This is a genomic window from Nonomuraea sp. SBT364 (assembly GCF_001083785.1).
GTDB lineage: Bacteria > Actinomycetota > Actinomycetes > Streptosporangiales > Streptosporangiaceae > Nonomuraea.
Genome location: NZ_LAVL01000013.1, coordinates 108,763 through 127,901, shown reverse-complemented (window position 1 = coordinate 127,901; position 19,139 = coordinate 108,763). Strand labels below are relative to the sequence as shown.

Here is a 19,139-nt window from a genome sequence, read left to right as displayed (position 1 = left end):
CGTTCAGAACCATAGGCGGGTGGGCGTCGCGTTGCACATCCACACCTCGCGGTTGTGGTTGGCGGGGATGGCGACGGCGGCCACGTACATGAGCGTGCCGAGGACGATCATGAGGGCGATGACCGGCCACTGGTAGGGCGCCGGCAGGTGCAGCGCCAGGAACCAGGTCTTCTCGTCCACCCCGAAGATCTTGAAGATGGCCGCCACGATGCCCTGCGGGAACAGGGGGCACCAGGCCGTCCCCCACAGGGTGACCACGGTGATCATCTTCCAGCGCGGCAGCTTGGGCAGGTCGCCCGCCCAGTATTCGGGCAGCACCCGGGGCAGCTCCATGGTCACCGTGGTCGGCCCGCCGGGCGGGCTGTGCAGTGCCATGACGCCGTCGAAGGCCGCCAGCCGCCGCTCGATGCCGCTCAGGCCGCTGCCCTTGGCCGGGTCGGCGCCGCCCCAGCCGTCGTCGGCGACCGTGATGCGCAGGTTCGGGCCGTTGGTGCTGATGTCGATCGTCGCCCGGGTGGCCCCGCCGTGCCGTGAGGCGTTGGCGAGCAGCTCGCTCACGGCGAAGTAGGCGGCGGCCTCCACGGGAGCCTCCGGCCGGTGCGGCAGATCCACGTCCACGGTCACCTTGAGCGCGCTGTCCATCGCCAGCGCCCGCACGGCGTCGCCGAGCCCGCGCTCGGCCAGCACCGGCGGGTGGATGCCGCGGATGACCCGGCGCAGCTCGGTCAGCGTCTCGGCGGAGGCGTCGCGGGCCTTGGCCAGCAGCGCCTTGGCGGCGGCCGGGTCGTCGTCGACGAGCTGCTCCACGGCGCCCAGCGTCATGCCGATCGCCACCAGCCTGGCCTGGGTGCCGTCGTGCAGGTCGCGTTCGATGCGGCGCATCTCGGCGGCCTGCGAGTCGACGGCCAGGTTGCGCACCCTGCTGAGGTGGCTGACCTGGCTGGCCAGCCTGCTGGCGGCGGTCGGGCCGAGCAGCATCTCGCACCAGAGCCCGTACAGCCGCAGCCCTCGGCCGGGCATCAGCAGCAGCAACGGCACCAGCCCCAGCTTGACCAGCGGGTCGAGGAGCATCCAGAGAGCGTCGCGGAAGGTCGCCCGGTCGGTGAGCATCCACTTCCACCGGTCGCTCCAGGCCGGCACTCTGGGCGACTTGTACAGCGTGCGGCCGTGGCGGTACATGCCGTCGGCCTGCCGCTGCGGGGGCGGGGGCGGAGGCAGGTACGGCGCTTCTATCTCGATGCCGGACGAGTGGCGCACCAGCTTCCTGGTGAGCTCCGTCAGCGCTCTGATCATCTGGACCTGCGGCGGGAACAGGAAGACCATGCCCAGGCCGAACGTCGCCACGACCGTGAGGAACGCAGTGGCCACGGCGACCACCTCGTAGGCGATCAACGCCAGCAACGCCAGGACGATCCCGTACTTCCGGAGCATGTCACCAGTGTGCGTGATCCAGGCGCCCTCTCACATTGCACCTAGGTACACCCTCGCCCGGCAACCAGCCGCATTCTCCCTGACCTGCGCGAACTCTAGCGTCGAAGCCATGAACGTCATCGAGGTCGAAAACCTCCACAAGCGCTACCCCAACCACGTGGCGGTGCACGACGTGTCGTTCGAGGTGTCGGAGGGCGAGATCTTCGGCATCCTCGGCCCGAACGGCGCCGGCAAGACCACCACCGTCGAGTGCGTCTCCGGGCTGCGCGTCCCCGACGGGGGCACGATCCGCGTCGCCGGCATCGACCCGCACCGCGAGCGCGACGGCCTGCGCCGGGTGCTCGGCGCGCAGCTCCAGAGCTCGGCGCTGCCGGAGAAGATCAGGGTCTGGGAGGCCCTGGACCTGTACGCGTCCTTCTACCCCGACCCGGCCGACTGGCAGGAGCTGCTGGAACGGGTCGGGCTGGGCGCCAAGCGGGACACCATGTTCGGCAAGCTCTCCGGCGGCCAGCGCCAGCGCCTGTCGGTCGCCCTCGCGCTGGTCGGCAAGCCGCGCATCGCGGTCCTCGACGAGCTCACCACCGGGCTCGACCCGCAGGCCCGCAGGGACACCTGGGAGCTGGTCGAGCAGGTGCGCGACTCGGGCGTGACCATCGTGCTCGTCACGCACTTCATGGAGGAGGCCGAGCGCCTCTGCGACCGGATCGCGCTCATCGACGCCGGCCGCGTGGCGGCCACCGACTCGCCCGCCGGGCTGGTCGCGCGGGTGGGCGGCGAGCAGCGGTTGCGGTTCCGCCCGTCGGGGCCCGTCTCGGACGCCGTGCTGCTGGCGCTGCCCGAGGTCACCGACGTCAGCAGGAGCGGCCGGCAGATGGTCGTGACCGGCAACGGCAACCTCGCGCACGTCGTCACCCTGGCCCTGGCCGGCCAGCAGGTCATCCCCGCTGACCTGCGGATCGAGCAGGCCACGCTGGACGACGCGTTCCTCGCTCTCACCGGAAGGAAGCTGGTATGAAGAAGATCATCCTGATGGAGTCGAAGCTCCTCGCGCGCGACTGGCCGTACCTGGCGTTCAGCCTGGCGCTGCCCGTCGGGCTGCTGCTGGCCCTCGGGCAGATCCCCGACCTCGCCAAGCCCAATCCGGACTTCGGCGGGGAGCGGTTCGTCGACGCCCAGTTGCCCGCGCAGATGATCCTGCTGTCCCTGATGACGCTCTCCTTCACCGTGCTGCCCGGCGTGCTGACCTCCTACCGCGAGCAGGGTGTGCTCCGGAGGATGTCGACCACGCCGGTGCATCCCGGGCGGCTGCTGAGCGCGCAACTGCTGATCAACCTCGTCGTCGCGGCGGCCGCCGCCGTCCTGGTGATCGTGCTCGGCTCGCTGGTGCTCGGCTCGCACGTGCCGTCCAACCTGGTCGGGTTCGTGCTGGTCTTCCTGTTCGGGGCGGCGGCGATGCTGGCCATCGGGCTGGTGATCGCCTCGGTCGCGCCCAACAGCAAGGCGGCTCCGGGCATCGGCTCGGTCGTGATGTTCCCGCTGCTGTTCCTGGCCGGGATGTGGATCCCGCGCGAGATCATGCCGGACGCGCTGCGCGCCGTCAGCGACTACTCGGTGGTCGGGCCGTTCGTCAACGCGATGCGCGACACCTGGGCGGGCGACTGGCCGCAGCTCCCGCACCTGGCCGTGATGCTGGTCGGGCTGGCGCTGTTCGGCGGGCTGGCCGTGCGCCTGTTCAAGTGGGAGTGAGCTCAGCCCCACACCGGGCGGGCCCCGGTGACGTTGAGCATCAGCGAGTAGATCGAGGACGTGGCGGCGATGAACAGCCTGTTGCGCTTGAGGCCGCCGAACACCAGGTTGGCCACGTCCTCCGGCACACGCAGGCGGCCGAGCGCGGTGCCGTCGGCGTCGTAGCAGTGCACGGCCTTGCCCGCCGCGGCCCACACTCGGCCGGTGTCGTCCAGGCGCATCCCGTCGTAGCCGCCGTCGCCCTCGGCGAACACCTCGCCACCGGAGAGCGTGCCGTCGTCGTGCACGCCGAACACCCGCAGGTGCCGCCGGCGGGTGTCCGCCACGTACAGCCGCCGCTCGTCCAGGGAGAACGCCAGGCCGTTGGGGCGCTCGAAGTCGCCGGCCACGATCCGCACCTCCCCCGTCACCGGGTCCACCCGGTAGACGTGGCAGCCGTCGATCTCCTGCTCCGCCCTGACCCCCTCGTAGTCGCTGGTGATTCCGTAGGACGGGTCGGTGAACCAGATCGAGCCGTCGGAGCGGACCACCGCGTCGTTGGGGCTGTTGAGCCGCCTGCCCTGCCACCGGTCGGCCAGCACCGTGATCGAGCCGTCGTGCTCGGTGCGGACCACCTGCCGGGCGCCCTGCTGACAGGAGATCAGCCTGCCCTCGCGGTCGAGCGTGTTGCCGTTGGTGTAGCCGGCCGGCTGCCGGAACGGGCCCACCGCGCCGCTCATCTCGTCCCAGCGCAGCATCCGGTCGTTGGGGATGTCGCTCCACGCCAGGAAGCGGCCCGCCGGGACGTACACCGGCCCCTCGGCCCAGCGGGCGCCGGTGTGCAGCCGCTCCAGCCAGGAGTCGCCGGCCACGGCGGCGAACCGGTCGTCGAGCACCTCGAACTCGGTGGGGATCATCTTGAACATCCTTCGGTCAAATCGCGGTATTTCCTAATAGCATATGGCCATGGACGACATTGACAAGATGTTGATCCGGCTGCTGCAGGAGGACGCGACCCAGTCGTACGCGGTCCTCGGCAAGGCGGTCGGGTTGTCGGCCGGGGCGGCGCACGAGCGGGTGCGCAAGCTGCGCGAGCGCGGCGTGATCAGGCGCACCACGATCGAGGTGGACCCGGCGGCGGTCGGCCGCGAGGTGGTCGCCTACGTGCTGGTCGACGGCGGGGCGTGGATGGGCGGCAGCGCCGGGCGGCTGGCCGCGGTCGCCGCCGTCGAGGAGGCCCACGTGATCGCCGGGCCCGCGTCGGTGCTGCTCAAGGTCCGAACGGCGAGCACCAAGGAGTTGCAGGACGTGCTGCGCCAGGTGTTCGAGGTGGACGGCGTGACCGGCACGCAGTCGATCGTGGTGCTGGAAACCTTCTTCGAACGACCGGTCCACATCGCGTAGGGTGCTCGGATGGTCGTCTTCGCGCACATCAGCGACATACACATCGGCGGCTCCGACGCGAGCGTGGCGCGGGCCGAAGGCGTCATGGCCCACCTGGCCACGCTCGGGCTCGACGCCATCGTGGTCACCGGCGACGTCGCCGACCACGCGCTGGCCGAGGAGTACGAGGTCGCCGCCGGGATCCTGCGGGCCGGCGTGCCGCTGGCGGTGTGCCCGGGCAACCACGACTCGGTGCCGGAATTCGAGAAGCGGATCGGGCCGGCCAACCAGGCCGTCCGGCTCGACGGGCTGACGATCGCGCTGGCCGACTCCAGCGTTCCCGGCCGGCCGTACGGGTTCCTGGCGGACGAGACGCTGGCCTGGCTCGACGGGGTGCTGTCGGAGCGGCCCGGGGTGCCGGCCATGGTCGGCATGCACCATCCGCCCGCCGAGCTCGGCATCCCGTACGTGGACGAGATCCGGCTGCGTGAGCCCGAACGGCTCGAGGCCCTGCTGCGCGCGCACCCGAACGTGGTCGCGGTGCTCGCCGGGCACGCGCACACCGGCGCGTCGGTCAGGTTCGCCGGACTGCCCGTGGCCGTCGCCCCCGGCGTGGTCTCCACCTGCCTGACCCAGGCCGAGACCGACGCGGCCTTCCCGGTCACCTACGACCTGCCGCCCGGCTTCGCGCTGCACTTCTTCGACGGCGAACGGCTGGTGACGCACTTCCGGCCGGTCATCCTCAAGTAATCTTGAGGTCGTGACGAACGTGGCATGGAACTCCAAGGAGCTGACCGTCGGCCAGCTCGCCGAGCGCAGTGGCGTCGCCGTGTCGGCCCTGCACTTCTACGAGACCAAGGGGCTGATCTCCAGCCGCCGCACCGCCGGCAACCAGCGCCGCTACAGCCGCGACACCCTGCGCAGGGTCGCGTTCGTGCGGCTGGCCCAGCGGCTCGGCATCCCGCTCAAGACCATCGCCGACGCCCTCGCCGAGCTGCCCGAGGAGCGCACCCCGACCCGCGACGACTGGGCACGGCTGTCGGCCGCCTGGCGGCGGGAGCTCGACGACCGCATCGTCCAGCTCCAGCGGCTGCGTGACGACCTCACCGACTGCATCGGCTGCGGCTGCCTGTCGCTGGACCGGTGCGCGCTGGCCAACCCCCGCGACCGGCTCGGCGACGAGGGGCCCGGCGCCCGGCGCATCGACACGCGGATCTGCCCGCCTGCCTCCTCCTGCCGCTGACACCGCCCCGTCGTATCAGCGGCCGTATCAGCGGCCGTGTCAGGGCGGTGGCGGCCCGGTATCAGGGCTCCCGGCCATGGTTGAGCACATGAACGGAGCGGCGACCGCGGCCACCGGGCCCGGCGCCTCCGTCGCTGTGAAGGAGCGCACCATGGCCATCACCCTGACCGACCAGGACAAGCTCACCCTCCGCACCGCCGCGTGGGGCGCCGTTTCCCTGATGTCCGCCGCCGGCGTCGCCGGCTCGGCCCACAAGGCCGCCACCGAAGGCTCCCTCGCCCTCACCGCCGCCACCGGCCCCATCGGGCACGTCCTGGCCAAGGCGCCCAAGGGCGTCAAGTACGGCAGGACCACAGCCGACCTCGCCGACCAGGTGCTGCCCGCCCTCACCGAAGCCATGAACCTGCTCAACCAGCAGAACCCCGCCGAGGCCGGCAACTTCCGCCGCACCGTCATCGTCGCCGTCGAAGCAGCCACCCGCCCCCACCAGGGCGAGCCCAGGCCCACCATGACCGAGATGGCCCGCAAGATCACCGAGGCCCTCGACGCCGCCTGACCGGACGCCGCCGATCACCCTGAACTTTCGTCACACATCTTGAAGGAGCGCACCACCATGTCCACTTCTACCGAGCTCACCCCGCCGAGCGGCCAGGACCGGCCGGAATTGCGGAAGATCATCCAGGAGATCGTCGAATCCGGTTTCACCGGGGTGCAACTGCGGGTGCATGACGAGCGTGGCGAGTGGGCCGGCAGCGCCGGGGTGCGCAGGCTGGGCGACACCGCCAAGCCGCCGACCAACGGACACGTCCGGATCGGCAGCAACACCAAGACGTTCATCGCGACCCTGGTGCTGCAACTGGTGGCCGAGGGCAGGATCGGGCTGGACACCCCGGCGGACGACTACCTGCCCGAATTCGGGCTGGACCGGCGGATCACCGTGCGGATGCTGCTGCAGCACACCAGCGGGGTGTTCAACTTCACCGGCGACTACTACCCCGATCACGTGCCGGGCATCGTCTGGGGCGGCCAGGAGTGGGTGGACAACCGCTTCCACACCTACCGCCCGGAGGAGCTGGTCCGGCTGGCGTTGTCCAAGCCGGCGCGGTTCGAGCCGGGCACGGACTGGAGCTACTCCAACACCAACTACGTGCTGGCCAGGCTGCTGATCGAGAAGGTCACCGGCCGCCCCTACGCCGAGGAGATGCGGCGGCTGATCCTGGACCCGCTCGGGCTGACCGGCACCGTGGCGCCGACCACCGAGCCGGAGCTCCCCGAGCCGCACGCCCACGCCTACTACCGCTACGAGGAGGACGGCGAGCAGAAGACTGTCGACGTCACCCGCCAGAACCCTTCCTGGATCTCCAGCGGCGGCGACATGATCTCCACCACCCGGGACCTGCACACGTTCATCTCCGCACTGCTGGGCGGCAAGCTTCTGCCCGCCGGACTGCTGGCCGAGATGCTCACGCCGGAGCCCAAGGCCGGCTACGGCCTGGGCGTGTTCGTGCAGAACACCGGCGGCGGCACCGTCATCACCCACAACGGCGGCATCTCCGGCCACGGGGCCCTGATGTACAGCACGCCCGACGGCAGCACGACCCTGACCGCCGCGGTGAACTACGTCGACGACGCCACGATGTCCCTCGCCGCGGCGTTCCAGAAGGCGACGCAGCGGCTCGTCGACGAGGTGTTCGGCGCCGGCCGGACCGCTGCGCCGCAGCAGGGCTAGTGCTGAGCCATGTCGACGAAGCGGCTGTAGTGACCCTGGAAGGCGACCGTCACGGTCGCCGTGGGGCCGTTACGGTGCTTGGCCACGATCAGGTCCGCCTCACCGGCCCGCGGGGATTCGCGCTCGTACGCGTCCTCGCGGTGCAAAAGGATGACCATGTCGGCATCCTGCTCGATGCTGTTGTGGACCGAGATCCCGTTCGCCACGAAGTTGTGGGTGCCGAGGACGGTGGCGTCGTAGACCGGCTCCTCGCCCAGGCTTTCGATGGAGGCGATCTCGTCCCAGCACACGTCGTTCACCGCCAGCATCTCCAGGCCGGAATCGTTGAGGACCTCGGCCACTCTGCCCAGCCGTTCCCTGCTCGGCGCGTGCTTCCGCAGGGTGCCGCCGCCGAACTGGGTACGCGTTTCGGCGGCGAACTGCCGGTGAGTCATGCTCTGTTCTTTCAGGAGATCTCGGACTCGACCCCACACCTCGTGGGGAACGGTGTCGTTGTTCGGGTTGGTCACGCGGTGTTCCAGCTCGGCGGCGCACCGCTCGGCCTGCTTGGATCGCTCTCCGTGGACGCCGACGTTCCGCAGGAAGCGGAGCTGGTTCTCGGCGCCGTAGATGTGCAGCTGGAAACAGGGTCGACCGTCGCCCTCGCGGGTCTCCTCCACCCGCGAGGCGATGCCCTGCCGCAGGAGAAGCTGCGCAACGTCGTCCACTAGGCGGCGGCTCGTCGAGGCATAGCGGACACGAGCCTGACCGGCCTTCTCGTCCCACCACACGCATCCATCCGTCGCCCACAGATGCCGCAGGAACAGCGCGATCTGGTCATCGGGCAGGGAGAACAGGTCGCCGGGGAGGAACTTCTCGTGGCTGGGGAGCCCGAACAGCCCGAGCCCGTCAAGCCACGCGGCGATCGGGTTCCGCTTGCCGTCGGTGAGCCGTTCGGGAGCGGGCAGTCGCAGAGTGGTGACGCGGGCGGCGGAGCAGTCATCCCGGATCGCGGTGACGCCGAAGTGCTGCGCCGCTTCGGCCACCGCCTTCAGGCATGCCTCGTCCGTGCTCGCGTATCTGATCGGCTGGCTCTGGACGACGGAACCGTCTCCGATCATGTGCCCAAGGAGAATGATCTCTTCCTCGGGCCACGCCTTCGTGTTCTGCGGAGCGGGGATGTGCCGGGGGACGGCCAGGCGCTCGCCGGGGGAAAGCTCCCCCAGCGGGAGCCAGCCCTCGTAGGTCATGAAGGGGTGATTCGCGGTCGCCCTGATCTCCCGGCCGGACTTGAGCCTGAGCCGGAAGACCTCCTTCACCCCGCTGGGGAAGACATGCGTCATGGTCCGCTGGACCAGCCGGAGCCCGTCGTCGAACGACCACACCGGGACGTCGCGCGCCCCGGACTCCAGGAGCTCTCCCAGCGACGCCTCCGCGCCGGTGTCGGCCCGCAGAACCCTGGTGTCGGCGGTCAGGCAGCCACTTTCGCGAAGGTCGCTCACCGCGGGACGCTTGTCCGTACGTTGCTCGGGGCCACGGTTGAGCTGGGAGATCGCGATGACCGGGACCTCCAGCTCCTTGGCCAGCAGCTTGATCGCACGGGAGATCTCCGAGACCTCGTTCTGGCGGCTCTCGGTCTTCTTCGGGGAGCTCATCAGCTGCAGATAGTCGATGACCACGAAGCGCAGGTCGTTGCGCTGTTTCAGGCGGCGGCACTTGGCCCGGATCTCCATCATCGACATGTTGGGCGAGTCGTCGATGAACAGCGGCGCCTCGGCGACCTCGCTCATGCGGCGGGCCAGGCGGGTCCAGTCGTCGTCGCCCATCATGCCGGAGCGCATCGCGTGCAGGGCGACGCGGGCCTCGGCCGACAGCAGACGCATGGTGATCTCGTTGCGGGACATCTCCAGGGAGAAGATGACCGTGGTCATGCCGTGCTTGATGGCGGCCGAGCGGGCGAAGTCGAGGCCGAGCGTGCTGTTGTGGGTGGGCACGCAGGAGCGGCTCGCCAGGTAGAGGCGGTCGGCGTTGTCGACCTCGACGCAGCGTACGGGACGCGTCTCGACGGGGCGGACGGCCACGATCTCGCGGGACGGCCGGCCCGCGGCGGCGGGCTGCCGGCCGGGCAGGCGGAAGACGCGGTCGGCGGTGGCGAACCCGATCGTGTAGCGGGCGGAGGGACTGCCGGCGCGGCCCCGGACGGGCTCGGTGGTGATCGTGGCGTGGTAGCCGAGGGTCAGGACGAGCTCGCGCACGTCGTGGGCGAGCCGCCGGTCCGTCGCGGCGAACTGGACCCGCCCGGCGCTGTTGACGTGGCCGTCGGCGTCGAGCAGACCCGCCAGCAGGTCGCGACGCTGCCGCTCGGAGCCACGCAGGTAGACCTCGGGCACGTGGTCGGCGGCGAGCAGGCCGAGCGTCGCCAGGCCCTTGTGCAGCTCGTCGGAGCGCAGCGCCTCGACGATCGCCGGGTCACCGGCCCCGGCGCCCGCTCCGTCGCCGAGCCAGACGCCCAGCAGGTAGGGGTCGAGCGGGAGCTCCTGCTCGTCGAGCCGGAAGGCCGCCGGGAGCGCCACCGCGTGGCCGGGGGCGAGCTCTGCGGTGGTGCGCAGGGCGCCGTCGTCGGTGCGCCACTGGTGCAGGGCGTCGGCCACGATGACCGTGCCGTCGGCGAACTCCACCTCGTGGCAGGGCCGGTCGTGGAGCACCTCCGTGGCGGCCACGACGCGGGTCGGCCTGCCGTCGGCCCCGACGAGCAGGTCGCCGACCGCGACCTCGCCCATCGTCGTCCAGCCGGACGGGGTCGGCAGCGGGGTGTCGAGCGCGAGCGCCTTGCCGATGGCCGGGCGGGCCGCGACGACGATCATCTGGCCGGGGTGCAGGCCGTTGGTGAGCTGGTCGAGGTCCTGGAAGCCGGTGGGCACGCCGACCATCTGGCCACCCCGGCTGCCGATGGCCTCCAGCTCGTCCAGGGCGCCCGGCATGATGTCGGCCAGCGCCGCGTAGTCTTCGGACGTGCGCCGCTCGGTGACCTTGTAGATCTCCGCCTGGGCGCGGTCGACCAGGTCGTCGACCTCTTCGTTCTGGCCGCCGTAGCCGTAGGAGACGATGCGGGTGCCGGCCTCGATGAGCCGGCGCAGGATCGCCTGCTCCCGGACGATCTTCGCGTAGTAGCCGGCGTTGGCGGCGGTGGGGACGACGGCCGTCAGCGTGTGGAGGTAGGCGGCGCCGCCGACGCGGGCCATCTCGCCGCGCTTCTGCAGCTCGTCGAAGACCGTGACGGCGTCGGCCGGCTCGCCGCGGCCGTAGAGGTCGGTGATGACCTCGTAGATCATCTGGTGCGCGGGCCGGTAGAAGTCGTCGGAGCGGATGATCTCGACCACGTCGGCGATCGCGTCCTTGGACAGCAGCATGCCACCCAGGACGGACTGCTCCGCCTCGATGTTGCTGGGGGGTGTGCGCTCGAATCCCGGCCCTGCGCCGACCTCTTCGTCAATGCTCACCGCGCCCCCTCAACACTTGCAGGCGGTCGCACCACCCCCACTTGTAGTCGACCGGGGTGACAGTTTCGCGGCTTAACGCGCTGACGGCAACGCAGCCTGTGGAAAACCCTGTGGTCAAGCTGTGTACGAACCGCCCCTGGGTGTGAAATGCCTGTGGACAGAGCTGGGGATAACTGTGGAAAAGATCCTTCACACCCGCTCTGACCTGCACAGATACTATCCACCGGCTGTGGAGGGAAGAAAGTTGCCTCGACACGCCGGGTAAGGGGCATACTGTACAGATGCCCATTACCCGTCAGGACCGGGAGATTCTCCGGCTGGCCGTGCCCGCGTTCGGCGCGCTGGTCGCCGAGCCGCTCTTCCTGCTCGCCGACTACGCCATCGTGGGCCACGGGCTGGGCACCGAGGCCGTGGGCGCGCTGGGCGTGGCCGGGGCGGTCCTGGCCACGCTGGTCAACCTGTGCGTCTTCCTCGCCTACGGCACCACGGCGTCGGTGGCGCGGCAGACCGGCGCGGGCAACCACGACCGGGCGATGCGCAGCGGCGTCGACGGCATCTGGCTGGCGCTGGCCATCGGCGTGACGCTGATCGTCACCTGCTGGCCGCTCGCCCCGGCCATCGTGGACCTGTTCGGCGCGAGTCCCGACCAGTCCCAGGAGGCGGTGACGTACCTGCGCATCAGCCTGCTGGGCGCCCCCGGCATGCTGGTCGTGCTGGCGGGCACGGGCGTGCTGCGCGGGCTGCAGGACACGGTGACGCCGCTGGTGGTGGCCGTGGGCTCGTTCGCGCTCAACGCGGTGCTGAACGCCTGGTTCGTGCTCGGCCTCGACTGGGGCATCGCCGGCTCGGCCTGGGGCACCGTGCTCGCGCAGACGCTGGGCGCGGTCGTGTACGTGGTCGTGGTCGTCAGGGGCGCGCGACGGCTGGGCACGCCGCTGCGCCCCGACCCTGCGGGGATCGGGCAGGCGGGCACCGCAGGGGCCGCCCTGCTCATCAGGACCGTCTGCCTGCGCATCGTCCTCCTGGTCGCGACCGTGATCGCCACCAGGATGGGCCAGGCCGAGCTGGCCGCGTACGCCATCGCCACCCAGGTCTGGACCATGATGGCCTTCGCCCTCGACGCGATCGCCATCGCCGGCCAGGCCATCACCGGGCGGGCGCTCGGCGCCGGCGACGTGGCCGCCACCAGGGCCGCCACGCGGCGCATGGTGGTGTGGGGCGTGTGGTCGGGCGCGGTGCTGGCGCTGGTCGTGGTGGCGGCACGGCCGCTGCTGCCCGGCCTGTTCGACGCCGATCCACAGGTCACCGCGGAGCTGCTGGCCGTGCTCTGGCCGGTGGCGCTGTTCCAGCCGATCTGCGGCGTGGTGTTCGTGCTCGACGGCGTGCTGATCGGCGCGGGTGACCAGCGCTATCTCGCCTGGGCGGGCGTGTGGACGACGCTGGCGTACCTGCCTGCCGCCTTCCTGGCCGCCGGATTCGGCATCGTCGCGCTCTGGTGCGCGCTCGGGCTGTGGATGATCGCGCGTCTGATCACGCTCACCCTGCGGGCCTGGGGCACCGCCTGGCTGGTGACCGGGGCGTGACCGTACCGTGCTTGCTGTTGCCTGAGAGGTGATGCACTGTGGGCGAGTCACACGAGCGGGGTGTGTCTTGTCCACGATTACGCGACGACTGCCGCCTGCCGAGGCCAGCGGGTTACGCACCGGCGCCCGGCACCGGCTGGCCCAGGTCTACCGGACCGGCGACCTGGTGGTGCTCGGCCTGGGCGTGATGATCGGCGCCGGCATCTTCAGCATCGCCGGGCAGCAGGCCGCCACCATGGCCGGGCCCGGCGTGATCCTGTCCTTCATGATCGCCGGCATCGCGTGTCTGCTGGCCTGCCTGTGTTACGCCGAGCTGTCGTCCACGATGCCGGCCTCCGGCAGCGCCTACACGTTCACGTACGTCATCTTCGGCGAGGTGTGGGCGTGGATCATCGGCTGGGCGCTGATCCTGGAGCTGCAGGTGGCCGCCGCCGTGGTGGCCCGGGCCTGGGGGCAGATCACGGTCGGCGCGCTCGGCAACTTCGGCGTACGGCTGCCGCGGAGCGGACTCGTCGAGGACGGACTGGTTCTGCTCATCCTGGTGCTGCTGACCGGGGTCGTCGCGGTCGGGGCGCGGATCGGCCTCCGGGCACTGTGGATCATGGTGTCTGCCAAGCTGCTGGCCATCGGCGCGGTCGTCGTCGTGGGCGTGGCGTACGTGGACGTGGCGAACTTCGGCGACTTCTACGTCGACCCGAAGCCGGCGGCCGTCCCGTCGGCGACCGTGCTCGACCTGTTCTTCGGGCAGAGCCAGGTGTTCGGCTGGTTCGGGGTGTTCGCGGCAGCGCCCGTCATCGCCTTCGCCTACATCGGTTTCGACATCGTCGCCACCGCCGCCGAGGAGACCGTCAACCCGCGCGGCGTGGTGCCCAAGGGCATGATCCGCAGCCTGGTGATCGCCACGGTCATCTACATCGCGGTGGCGGCGGTCATGGTCGGCATGGTGCCCCACACCGCGATCTCCCTGGACGCGCCGCTGTCCAGCGCGTTCGAGGCCGCGGGCGTCGACTGGATGGTGCACGTCATCGACGCGGGCGCGGTGCTCGGGCTGACGACGGTGATCCTGGTGCTGATCGTCGGCCAGACGCGGGTGCTGTTCTCGATGGCCCGCGACGGGCTCATCCCGCGCGGCCTCGCCGCGATCAGCCGCGCCTATCACACGCCCTCGCGGGTGACGCTGGTGATCGGCGCGATCGCGATCCTGCTGGCCGAGTTCGTGCCGGTGCTCACCATGCAGGAGCTCGTCGTGGTGGGGACGCTGTTCGCGTTCCTGTTCGTGTCGGCCGGCGTCATCGTGATGCGGCGGCGCATGCCGGAGCTGGAGCGCGGCTTCCGGGTGCCGCTCTCGCCGCTGCTGCCCGCGCTCTCGCTGGTGGCCACGCTCTGGCTCATGGTCAACCTCAGGGTGCAGACCTGGACGTGGTTCGCCCTGTGGATGACGTTCGGGCTCGTCGTCTACCTGGTGTACGGCCGGCGTCACAGCGTGCTGGCCGAAAGCGAGCGCCCACCGTCGCCGCCGCTGCCCGGACGGGGGCGGCACCGCCGCTAGAGGCGCCCCGACTCGCGAACGCCCTGCAGGAAGGCCCGGGTGCGCTCGTGCTCCGGGTCGCCGAACAGCTGGTCCGGTGGGCCCTTCTCCAGCAGCACACCGCCGTCGAGGAAGCACACCGTGTCGGAGATCTCGCGGCAGAACGACATCTCGTGCGTCGTCAGCAGCATCGTCATGCCGGATTCCTTCAGCTCGCGGATGATGCCGAGCACCTCCCGCACCAGCTCCGGGTCGAGCGCCGACGTGACCTCGTCCAGCAGGATCAGTTTCGGCCTGGTGGCCAGCGCCCTGACGACGGCCACACGCTGCTGCTGCCCGCCGGAGAGCTGGTCGGGGTAGGCGTCGGCCTTGTCGGCCAGGCCGAACTTGGCCAGCAGGTCACGCGCCTCCTGCTCGGCCCGCTCCCTGGACACGCCGTGCACCCGCCGGGGTGCCAGCGTGATGTTGGCCAGCACGGTCATGTGCGGGAACAGGTTGAACGCCTGGAACACGATGCCGAGTTGCTTGCGCACCCCGTCGACGTCGACCCGCGGATCGGTGATCTCCTCGCCGTCGAGCCGGATGACACCGTCGTCGACCGTCTCCAGCAGGTTGGCACAGCGCAGCAGCGTCGACTTGCCCGACCCGGATGCCCCGATCAGGCTCACCACCTCGTGCGACCGCACCTCCAGGTCGATGCCGCGCAGCACGCTGTTGCCGTGGAAGTGCTTCCACACCCCTTCGATGCTCAGCAGGCTGCTCACGCGCTCCGCCTCCTCCGTGTGCGCTCGGACAGGTGGTCGGCGAACCGCGCCATCGGGATCGTCAGCAGAATGAACAGCAGTGCCGCCACCAGGTACGGGGTGTAGTTGAACGTGTCGAGGGTGTGGATCTGCGCCTGCCGCAGCGCCTCCATCGCCCCGATCGTCGCCACCAGCGCGGTGTCCTTCTGCAGCGAGATGAAGTCGTTCAACAGCGGCAGCATCACCCTGCGGGTCGCCTGCGGCAGCACCACGAACCGCATCGCCTTGGTCTGGCTCAGCCCCAGCGACCGCGCCGCCGCCAGTTGACTGGGGTGGACCGAGCCGATCCCGGCCCGGAACACCTCGGCCACGTACCCGCCGTAGGAGAACGTCAGCGCGATGATGCCCAGCGTGGCCGGGTCGGTCGGGATGCCCTGCAGCCGCAGCGCGGGCAGCCCGAACCCCACCAGGTAGATGACCAGCAGCGTCGGCACGCCCCTGGACGCGTCGGTGTAGAGCGCGGCAATCGCGCGGATCGGGAGGAACGCCGGCGACTTGACGTTTCTGGCCAGCGCCACCAGCAGCCCGACGATCAGGATCAGCGGCTCGGCGATCAGGAAGATCTTGATGTTGAGCAGGAACCCCTCGGCCACGTCGGGCAGCGAGGCGCGGAGGTGCTCGGCGCTGAAGAACGCCACCTGCACCCGCGACCAGCCGGGCGCGTTGGTGACGACCGTCGCCACCAGCACGACGAACACGATCACCGACACGGTGGCGACCGAAGCGCCGCGCCTCCCCTGCGCCCTGCGGATCCGCTCGCGTTCCTGCTCCCGCTCGCTCTTGACCCAGACCGGGCCGGCGGTCACTTCAGCTCCGGAGCGCCCGCCGCCGAGCTCAGCCACTCCTGCTCGATCTTGGCCAGCTCGCCCTTGGACTTGAGCGCGTCAACGGCCTTGTCGACGCACGACTTGATCGGGCTGCCCTTCTCCATGACCAGGCCGAACTCCTCGGGCGCGCCGCCCGTAGAGCTGAACTGGCCCACGATCTTGGAGTTCTCCACCTGCGCGGCCGTCACGTAGAAGGCCGTCGGCAGGTCCACCACGACCGCGTCGACCTGCTTGTTCTTCAGCGCGCTGATGGCGTCGCCCTGGTCGTTGTAGACGTTGGGCTCCTCACCAGGCTTGATGATCTCCTGCACGGCCGCGAGCGAGGTGGTGCCGACCTGGACGCCGAACTTGGCGTCCTTGAGCTCGGCCAGCGTCGTAGCCCCGGCGAACTTGCCGCCGTCGACCGTCACGACGGCCTGCTTGACCGTGTAGTAGCCCTTGCTGAAGTCGACCGCCTGGGCACGCTTCGGGCTGATCGAGACCTGGTTGATGTCGAAGTCGAACGGCTTGGCCCCCGGGGCGAACGCCGAGTCGAACTTGACCGTGCTCCACTGCACCTCGTCGCGGTCGAAGCCGAGCTCCCCGGCCACCGCGAACGCCACGGCGCTCTCGAAGCCCTGGCCGTTGCTCGGGTCGTCGTCCTTGAACCACGGCTCGAAGGCGGGCTTGTCGGTGCCGATCGTCAGCTTGCCCGCGTTGACGAGCTTGAGCTGATCCTTGGTGCACGCGGTGGACACCGACGGGGCCGGAGCGGCCGTACCGGCGGTGTCGTCGACGGGCGCACAGGCTACGGCCGCCGCCGCGAGCGCGCCGAGCGCGAGCAGCGTCGAGGGACGGGCCATGGCGGAGCCTCCAGGGGGAAACGCGAGGGAAGAACGTAGGGATTCTACGCTGCCCCAAATGCGCCCCTACCTGCGGTCCCATCCCTCAAGACGACGCGGCCCCCTCCCAGGCACGGGAGAGGGCCGCGATCAGTCTGGAGACGTCAGCCTGCGACGACCTCGACGTCGACGGACGCCGAGACCTCGGGGTGCAGCTTGACGCTCACCTTGTGGGAGCCGACGCTCTTGATCGGGTTGATGATCTCGATGCGACGGCGGTCGAGCACCGGGCCGCCGGCGGCCTTGACGGCCTCGGCGATGTCGCCCGTGGTGATCGAGCCGAACAGGCGACCGGAGTCGCCGGCGCGGGTGGTGAGCCGGACACGCAGGGCGCCGATCTGACCGGCGACCTCCTTGGCCGTGCCCAGGTCGCGGATCTCGCGGGCGTCACGAGCCTTCTTGATGGACTCGATCTGCCGCTCGGCGCCACGCGTCCAGCGCATGGCGTAGCCGCGGGGGATGAGGTAGTTACGGCCGTAGCCGTCCTTGACCTCGACAACGTCGCCGGGGGCGCCGAGGCCGGAGACCTCGTTCGTGAGGATGAGCTTCATATCGACAGGCCTCCTTAGCGCGCGGTGCTCGTGTAAGGCAGCAGAGCCACCTCACGGGCGTTCTTGATCGCCGTCGCCACGTCGCGCTGGTGCTGGGTGCAGTTACCCGTCACCCGGCGCGCACGGATCTTGCCACGGTCGGAGATGAACTTCCGCAGCAGGGCCGTGTCCTTGTAGTCGACGTAGGAGATCTTGTCGTGGCAGAACAGGCAAACCTTCTTCTTGGGCTTGCGCAGTGCCGGCTTTGCCATCGTGGTGCTCCTTTCAGAGCCCCGCCGTCAGGCGGGAATGGACTCGGGCTGGTGGACTGGATCTAGAAAGGCGGTTCGTCGCTGAAGTCGCCTCCGCCGCCGAAGCCGCCGGAGTTCGAGCCGCCCTGCTGCTGCTGGCCGCCGCCCTGGAAACCGCCTCCGCCGCCGCCGAAACCGCCGCCGCCCTGAGGCGGAGCGGGCGACGCGGAAGCCCAGGGGTCATCGGCCGGGCCGCCGCCGAAGCCACCGCCGCCGCCACCACCCTGACGGGTGGTGCGGTTGACCTTGGCGGTGGCGTTGCGCAGGGACGGGCCGACCTCGTCGACCTCGACCTCGTAGACGGTGCGCTTCTCGCCTTCCTTGGTCTCGTAAGACCGCTGCTTGAGCCGCCCCTGAACGATGACCCGCATGCCGCGCTGGAGGCTCTCGGCGGCGTTTTCCGCCGCCTGCCGCCACACGTTGCAGGTCAGGAAGAGGCTTTCGCCATCTTTCCACTCGTTGGTCTGACGATCCATGAACCGCGGAGTGGACGCGATGCGGAATCGAGCCACCGCTTGCCCCGTCGGGGTGAAGCGCAGCTCCGGGTCGTCGACAAGATTGCCGACGATGGTGATTACGGTGTCGCCTGCTGCCATGGCCAGCGCTCGCCTTCCTGCACGCCTTCGCTTTGGTTACGGCCCAGAGTACGGGGCTGCTCCGACAAAAGCCGGGGCTTAGTGCACGTCGGGACGCAGGACCTTGGTACGCAGGATGCCCTCGTTGAGGTTCATCTGCCGGTCGAGCTCCTTGACCGTCGCGGGCTCCGCGGACAGGTCGATGACGGCGTAGATGCCTTCCGACTTCTTGTCGATGTCGTAGGCGAGACGGCGACGGCCCCAGACGTCGACCTTCTCCACGGTGCCGCCGTCGTTGCGGACCACGGTGAGGAACTGGTCGAGGGACGGCGCCACGGTGCGCTCATCGAGCGAAGGGTCCAGAATGACCATTACTTCGTAACGACGCATGCGGGACTCCAACCTCCTCTGGACTCTGCGGTCACGACACTCTGCCGTGACAGGAGGACGCTGCGCGGGCCCTGGCCGCCCCTTTCGGCGCCCCGGGGTGACGGGTCACCCATCACAACGCAGCGTCGTCCAGGTTACCAGCAGCGCGCAGGTGGGAAGGCAAAGAGGAACAAGGGGGTGGTTCGCGATGCCACACATCCTCCAGCCCACGCGGAGCGAACGTATCCGGCTCACGCTCAACACCGACGGCCGCTCTCACCCGGTCGAGAACGGCCTCGCGGTCGCCACGCTGGTGTGCGGCCTGGTGTCCTTCGCCGCCACCTTCTTCCCCGGCGGCCATGTCATCTCGTCGTGGTTCGGCGCCCTCGGCTTCGGTGTCGGCCTCTATTCGCAGTACGTCTCGGCGACCACGCCGCAGCGCTCGCTCAACATCATCGGCCTGGTGGCCGCGTTCGTGGGCGTCGCGCTGGGCATCGCCAGAGGCGGTTTCCTGCCGTAGTCAGCCGCCGATGTGCAGGTCGACGCCGAGCAGGATCAGGAACCACAGGAAGATCGCGAGCAACGCCTCCGCGATGTCCCTGAGTACGGCCGGCGTGATGTAGTCGTAGACCCAGGCCACATAGATGCCGATCACCACGTAGACCAGGAAGATCAGGGATCGCACGCGCCAGCGGCTCATGCCGTTCTCCTCGGGAGGTAGGGGGTGCAAGGCGACTTCCCC

The 19,139-nt window shown here is 70.0% G+C and carries 21 protein-coding genes; 10 read left to right on the top strand and 11 right to left on the bottom strand.

Annotation, left to right across the window (positions count from 1 at the left end; all coding sequences use genetic code 11):
• Positions 1-3: 3 nt before the first annotated feature.
• On the bottom strand, positions 4-1,431 hold the full coding sequence (locus tag ADY59_RS09530; RefSeq protein WP_049560322.1) for a sensor histidine kinase: 1,428 nt from the start codon (positions 1,429-1,431) through the stop codon (positions 4-6).
• Positions 1,432-1,540: 109 nt separating this feature from the next.
• Here ADY59_RS09530 and ADY59_RS09525 point away from each other — a divergent pair, with 109 nt between their 5' ends.
• Both ADY59_RS09525 and ADY59_RS09520 read left to right on the top strand, forming a co-directional pair.
• Complete coding sequence (locus tag ADY59_RS09525; protein WP_049560321.1) at positions 1,541-2,446, top strand: ABC transporter ATP-binding protein; 906 nt, start codon at positions 1,541-1,543, stop codon at positions 2,444-2,446.
• Positions 2,443-3,177 (top strand): ABC transporter permease, encoded by a 735-nt coding sequence (locus ADY59_RS09520; protein WP_049560320.1) that lies wholly within the window; start codon positions 2,443-2,445, stop codon positions 3,175-3,177. Before ADY59_RS09525 ends, ADY59_RS09520 begins: the two co-directional genes overlap by 4 nt.
• Positions 3,178-3,179: 2 nt before the next feature.
• On the opposite strand, the gene ADY59_RS09515 is transcribed toward ADY59_RS09520, so the two are convergent.
• The gene (locus tag ADY59_RS09515; protein ID WP_197093516.1) at positions 3,180-4,073 is read right to left on the bottom strand and encodes an SMP-30/gluconolactonase/LRE family protein; all 894 of its coding nucleotides are present in this window, start codon (positions 4,071-4,073) and stop codon (positions 3,180-3,182) included.
• Positions 4,074-4,122: 49 nt separating this feature from the next.
• Between ADY59_RS09515 and ADY59_RS09510 the strand changes: the two genes are divergently transcribed.
• From ADY59_RS09510 to ADY59_RS09490, 5 genes are all read left to right on the top strand, one after another.
• Positions 4,123-4,560: an Lrp/AsnC family transcriptional regulator gene (locus ADY59_RS09510; RefSeq protein ID WP_049560315.1), complete on the top strand. Its 438-nt coding sequence runs from the start codon at positions 4,123-4,125 to the stop codon at positions 4,558-4,560.
• Between the two features lie 9 nt (positions 4,561-4,569).
• The gene (locus tag ADY59_RS09505; RefSeq protein WP_049560313.1) at positions 4,570-5,289 is read left to right on the top strand and encodes a metallophosphoesterase; all 720 of its coding nucleotides are present in this window, start codon (positions 4,570-4,572) and stop codon (positions 5,287-5,289) included.
• 10 nt (positions 5,290-5,299) lie between these two features.
• Entirely contained in the window at positions 5,300-5,782 is a 483-nt protein-coding gene (soxR, locus tag ADY59_RS09500) for a redox-sensitive transcriptional activator SoxR (protein WP_049560310.1), read from the top strand.
• A gap of 151 nt (positions 5,783-5,933) precedes the next feature.
• The gene (locus ADY59_RS09495; RefSeq protein WP_049560379.1) at positions 5,934-6,338 is read left to right on the top strand and encodes a hypothetical protein; all 405 of its coding nucleotides are present in this window, start codon (positions 5,934-5,936) and stop codon (positions 6,336-6,338) included.
• Between the two features lie 57 nt (positions 6,339-6,395).
• Positions 6,396-7,511: a serine hydrolase domain-containing protein gene (locus tag ADY59_RS09490; RefSeq protein WP_049560307.1), complete on the top strand. Its 1,116-nt coding sequence runs from the start codon at positions 6,396-6,398 to the stop codon at positions 7,509-7,511.
• On the opposite strand, the gene ADY59_RS09485 is transcribed toward ADY59_RS09490, so the two are convergent.
• Positions 7,508-10,990, bottom strand: coding sequence for a replicative DNA helicase (locus ADY59_RS09485; RefSeq protein ID WP_049560304.1), 3,483 nt, complete (start codon positions 10,988-10,990; stop codon positions 7,508-7,510). The genes ADY59_RS09490 and ADY59_RS09485 overlap by 4 nt on opposite strands.
• 281 nt (positions 10,991-11,271) lie before the next feature.
• Here ADY59_RS09485 and ADY59_RS09480 point away from each other — a divergent pair, with 281 nt between their 5' ends.
• Complete coding sequence (locus tag ADY59_RS09480) at positions 11,272-12,573, top strand: MATE family efflux transporter (protein ID WP_049560301.1); 1,302 nt, start codon at positions 11,272-11,274, stop codon at positions 12,571-12,573.
• A gap of 67 nt (positions 12,574-12,640) precedes the next feature.
• Positions 12,641-14,122 carry an APC family permease gene (locus ADY59_RS09475; RefSeq protein WP_231618625.1) on the top strand — a complete coding sequence of 494 codons (1,482 nt, stop codon included), beginning with the start codon at positions 12,641-12,643 and terminating at the stop codon, positions 14,120-14,122.
• On the opposite strand, the gene ADY59_RS09470 is transcribed toward ADY59_RS09475, so the two are convergent.
• The 7 genes from ADY59_RS09470 to rpsF all read right to left on the bottom strand — a co-directional run bounded on the left by ADY59_RS09470 (position 14,119) and on the right by rpsF (position 18,418).
• The gene (locus ADY59_RS09470) at positions 14,119-14,865 is read right to left on the bottom strand and encodes an amino acid ABC transporter ATP-binding protein (protein WP_197093515.1); all 747 of its coding nucleotides are present in this window, start codon (positions 14,863-14,865) and stop codon (positions 14,119-14,121) included. The two genes, ADY59_RS09475 and ADY59_RS09470, sit on opposite strands and share 4 nt — an antisense overlap.
• Complete coding sequence (locus tag ADY59_RS09465; protein WP_049560296.1) at positions 14,862-15,710, bottom strand: amino acid ABC transporter permease; 849 nt, start codon at positions 15,708-15,710, stop codon at positions 14,862-14,864. The genes ADY59_RS09470 and ADY59_RS09465 overlap by 4 nt, the downstream gene beginning before the upstream one ends.
• Positions 15,707-16,573 carry an ABC transporter substrate-binding protein gene (locus tag ADY59_RS09460; RefSeq protein ID WP_049560294.1) on the bottom strand — a complete coding sequence of 289 codons (867 nt, stop codon included), beginning with the start codon at positions 16,571-16,573 and terminating at the stop codon, positions 15,707-15,709. The genes ADY59_RS09465 and ADY59_RS09460 overlap by 4 nt, the downstream gene beginning before the upstream one ends.
• A 143-nt stretch (positions 16,574-16,716) precedes the next feature.
• The gene (rplI, locus tag ADY59_RS09455; protein ID WP_049560292.1) at positions 16,717-17,163 is read right to left on the bottom strand and encodes a 50S ribosomal protein L9; all 447 of its coding nucleotides are present in this window, start codon (positions 17,161-17,163) and stop codon (positions 16,717-16,719) included.
• A gap of 14 nt (positions 17,164-17,177) precedes the next feature.
• A complete protein-coding gene (rpsR, locus tag ADY59_RS09450; protein ID WP_020543048.1) occupies positions 17,178-17,414 on the bottom strand; it encodes a 30S ribosomal protein S18 in 237 nt (78 codons plus the stop codon).
• Positions 17,415-17,476: 62 nt separating this feature from the next.
• Positions 17,477-18,049 carry a single-stranded DNA-binding protein gene (locus ADY59_RS09445; protein WP_049560286.1) on the bottom strand — a complete coding sequence of 191 codons (573 nt, stop codon included), beginning with the start codon at positions 18,047-18,049 and terminating at the stop codon, positions 17,477-17,479.
• A gap of 78 nt (positions 18,050-18,127) precedes the next feature.
• Positions 18,128-18,418 carry a 30S ribosomal protein S6 gene (gene rpsF, locus ADY59_RS09440; RefSeq protein ID WP_026214314.1) on the bottom strand — a complete coding sequence of 97 codons (291 nt, stop codon included), beginning with the start codon at positions 18,416-18,418 and terminating at the stop codon, positions 18,128-18,130.
• A gap of 187 nt (positions 18,419-18,605) precedes the next feature.
• Here rpsF and ADY59_RS09435 point away from each other — a divergent pair, with 187 nt between their 5' ends.
• Positions 18,606-18,917 (top strand): hypothetical protein, encoded by a 312-nt coding sequence (locus ADY59_RS09435; protein ID WP_049560280.1) that lies wholly within the window; start codon positions 18,606-18,608, stop codon positions 18,915-18,917.
• Here the strand turns inward: ADY59_RS09435 and ADY59_RS09430 are convergent, their stop codons facing one another.
• The gene (locus ADY59_RS09430; RefSeq protein WP_049560278.1) at positions 18,918-19,097 is read right to left on the bottom strand and encodes a hypothetical protein; all 180 of its coding nucleotides are present in this window, start codon (positions 19,095-19,097) and stop codon (positions 18,918-18,920) included.
• Positions 19,098-19,139 lie beyond the last annotated feature (42 nt).

Excerpts from the sequence above, each read along its gene's own strand:
- ADY59_RS09530 (WP_049560322.1), bottom strand. The coding sequence starts at position 1,431 with ATGCTCCGGAAGTACGGGATCGTCCTGGCGTTGCTGGCGTTGATCGCC.
- ADY59_RS09525 (WP_049560321.1), top strand. The coding sequence starts at position 1,541 with ATGAACGTCATCGAGGTCGAAAACCTCCACAAGCGCTACCCCAACCAC.
- ADY59_RS09520 (WP_049560320.1), top strand. The coding sequence starts at position 2,443 with ATGAAGAAGATCATCCTGATGGAGTCGAAGCTCCTCGCGCGCGACTGG.
- ADY59_RS09515 (WP_197093516.1), bottom strand. The coding sequence starts at position 4,073 with ATGATCCCCACCGAGTTCGAGGTGCTCGACGACCGGTTCGCCGCCGTG.
- ADY59_RS09510 (WP_049560315.1), top strand. The coding sequence starts at position 4,123 with ATGGACGACATTGACAAGATGTTGATCCGGCTGCTGCAGGAGGACGCG.
- ADY59_RS09505 (WP_049560313.1), top strand. The coding sequence starts at position 4,570 with ATGGTCGTCTTCGCGCACATCAGCGACATACACATCGGCGGCTCCGAC.
- ADY59_RS09495 (WP_049560379.1), top strand. The coding sequence starts at position 5,934 with ATGGCCATCACCCTGACCGACCAGGACAAGCTCACCCTCCGCACCGCC.
- ADY59_RS09490 (WP_049560307.1), top strand. The coding sequence starts at position 6,396 with ATGTCCACTTCTACCGAGCTCACCCCGCCGAGCGGCCAGGACCGGCCG.
- ADY59_RS09480 (WP_049560301.1), top strand. The coding sequence starts at position 11,272 with ATGCCCATTACCCGTCAGGACCGGGAGATTCTCCGGCTGGCCGTGCCC.
- ADY59_RS09460 (WP_049560294.1), bottom strand. The coding sequence starts at position 16,573 with ATGGCCCGTCCCTCGACGCTGCTCGCGCTCGGCGCGCTCGCGGCGGCG.
- rplI (WP_049560292.1), bottom strand. The coding sequence starts at position 17,163 with ATGAAGCTCATCCTCACGAACGAGGTCTCCGGCCTCGGCGCCCCCGGC.
- rpsR (WP_020543048.1), bottom strand. The coding sequence starts at position 17,414 with ATGGCAAAGCCGGCACTGCGCAAGCCCAAGAAGAAGGTTTGCCTGTTC.
- ADY59_RS09445 (WP_049560286.1), bottom strand. The coding sequence starts at position 18,049 with ATGGCAGCAGGCGACACCGTAATCACCATCGTCGGCAATCTTGTCGAC.
- rpsF (WP_026214314.1), bottom strand. The coding sequence starts at position 18,418 with ATGCGTCGTTACGAAGTAATGGTCATTCTGGACCCTTCGCTCGATGAG.
- ADY59_RS09435 (WP_049560280.1), top strand. The coding sequence starts at position 18,606 with ATGCCACACATCCTCCAGCCCACGCGGAGCGAACGTATCCGGCTCACG.
- ADY59_RS09430 (WP_049560278.1), bottom strand. The coding sequence starts at position 19,097 with ATGAGCCGCTGGCGCGTGCGATCCCTGATCTTCCTGGTCTACGTGGTG.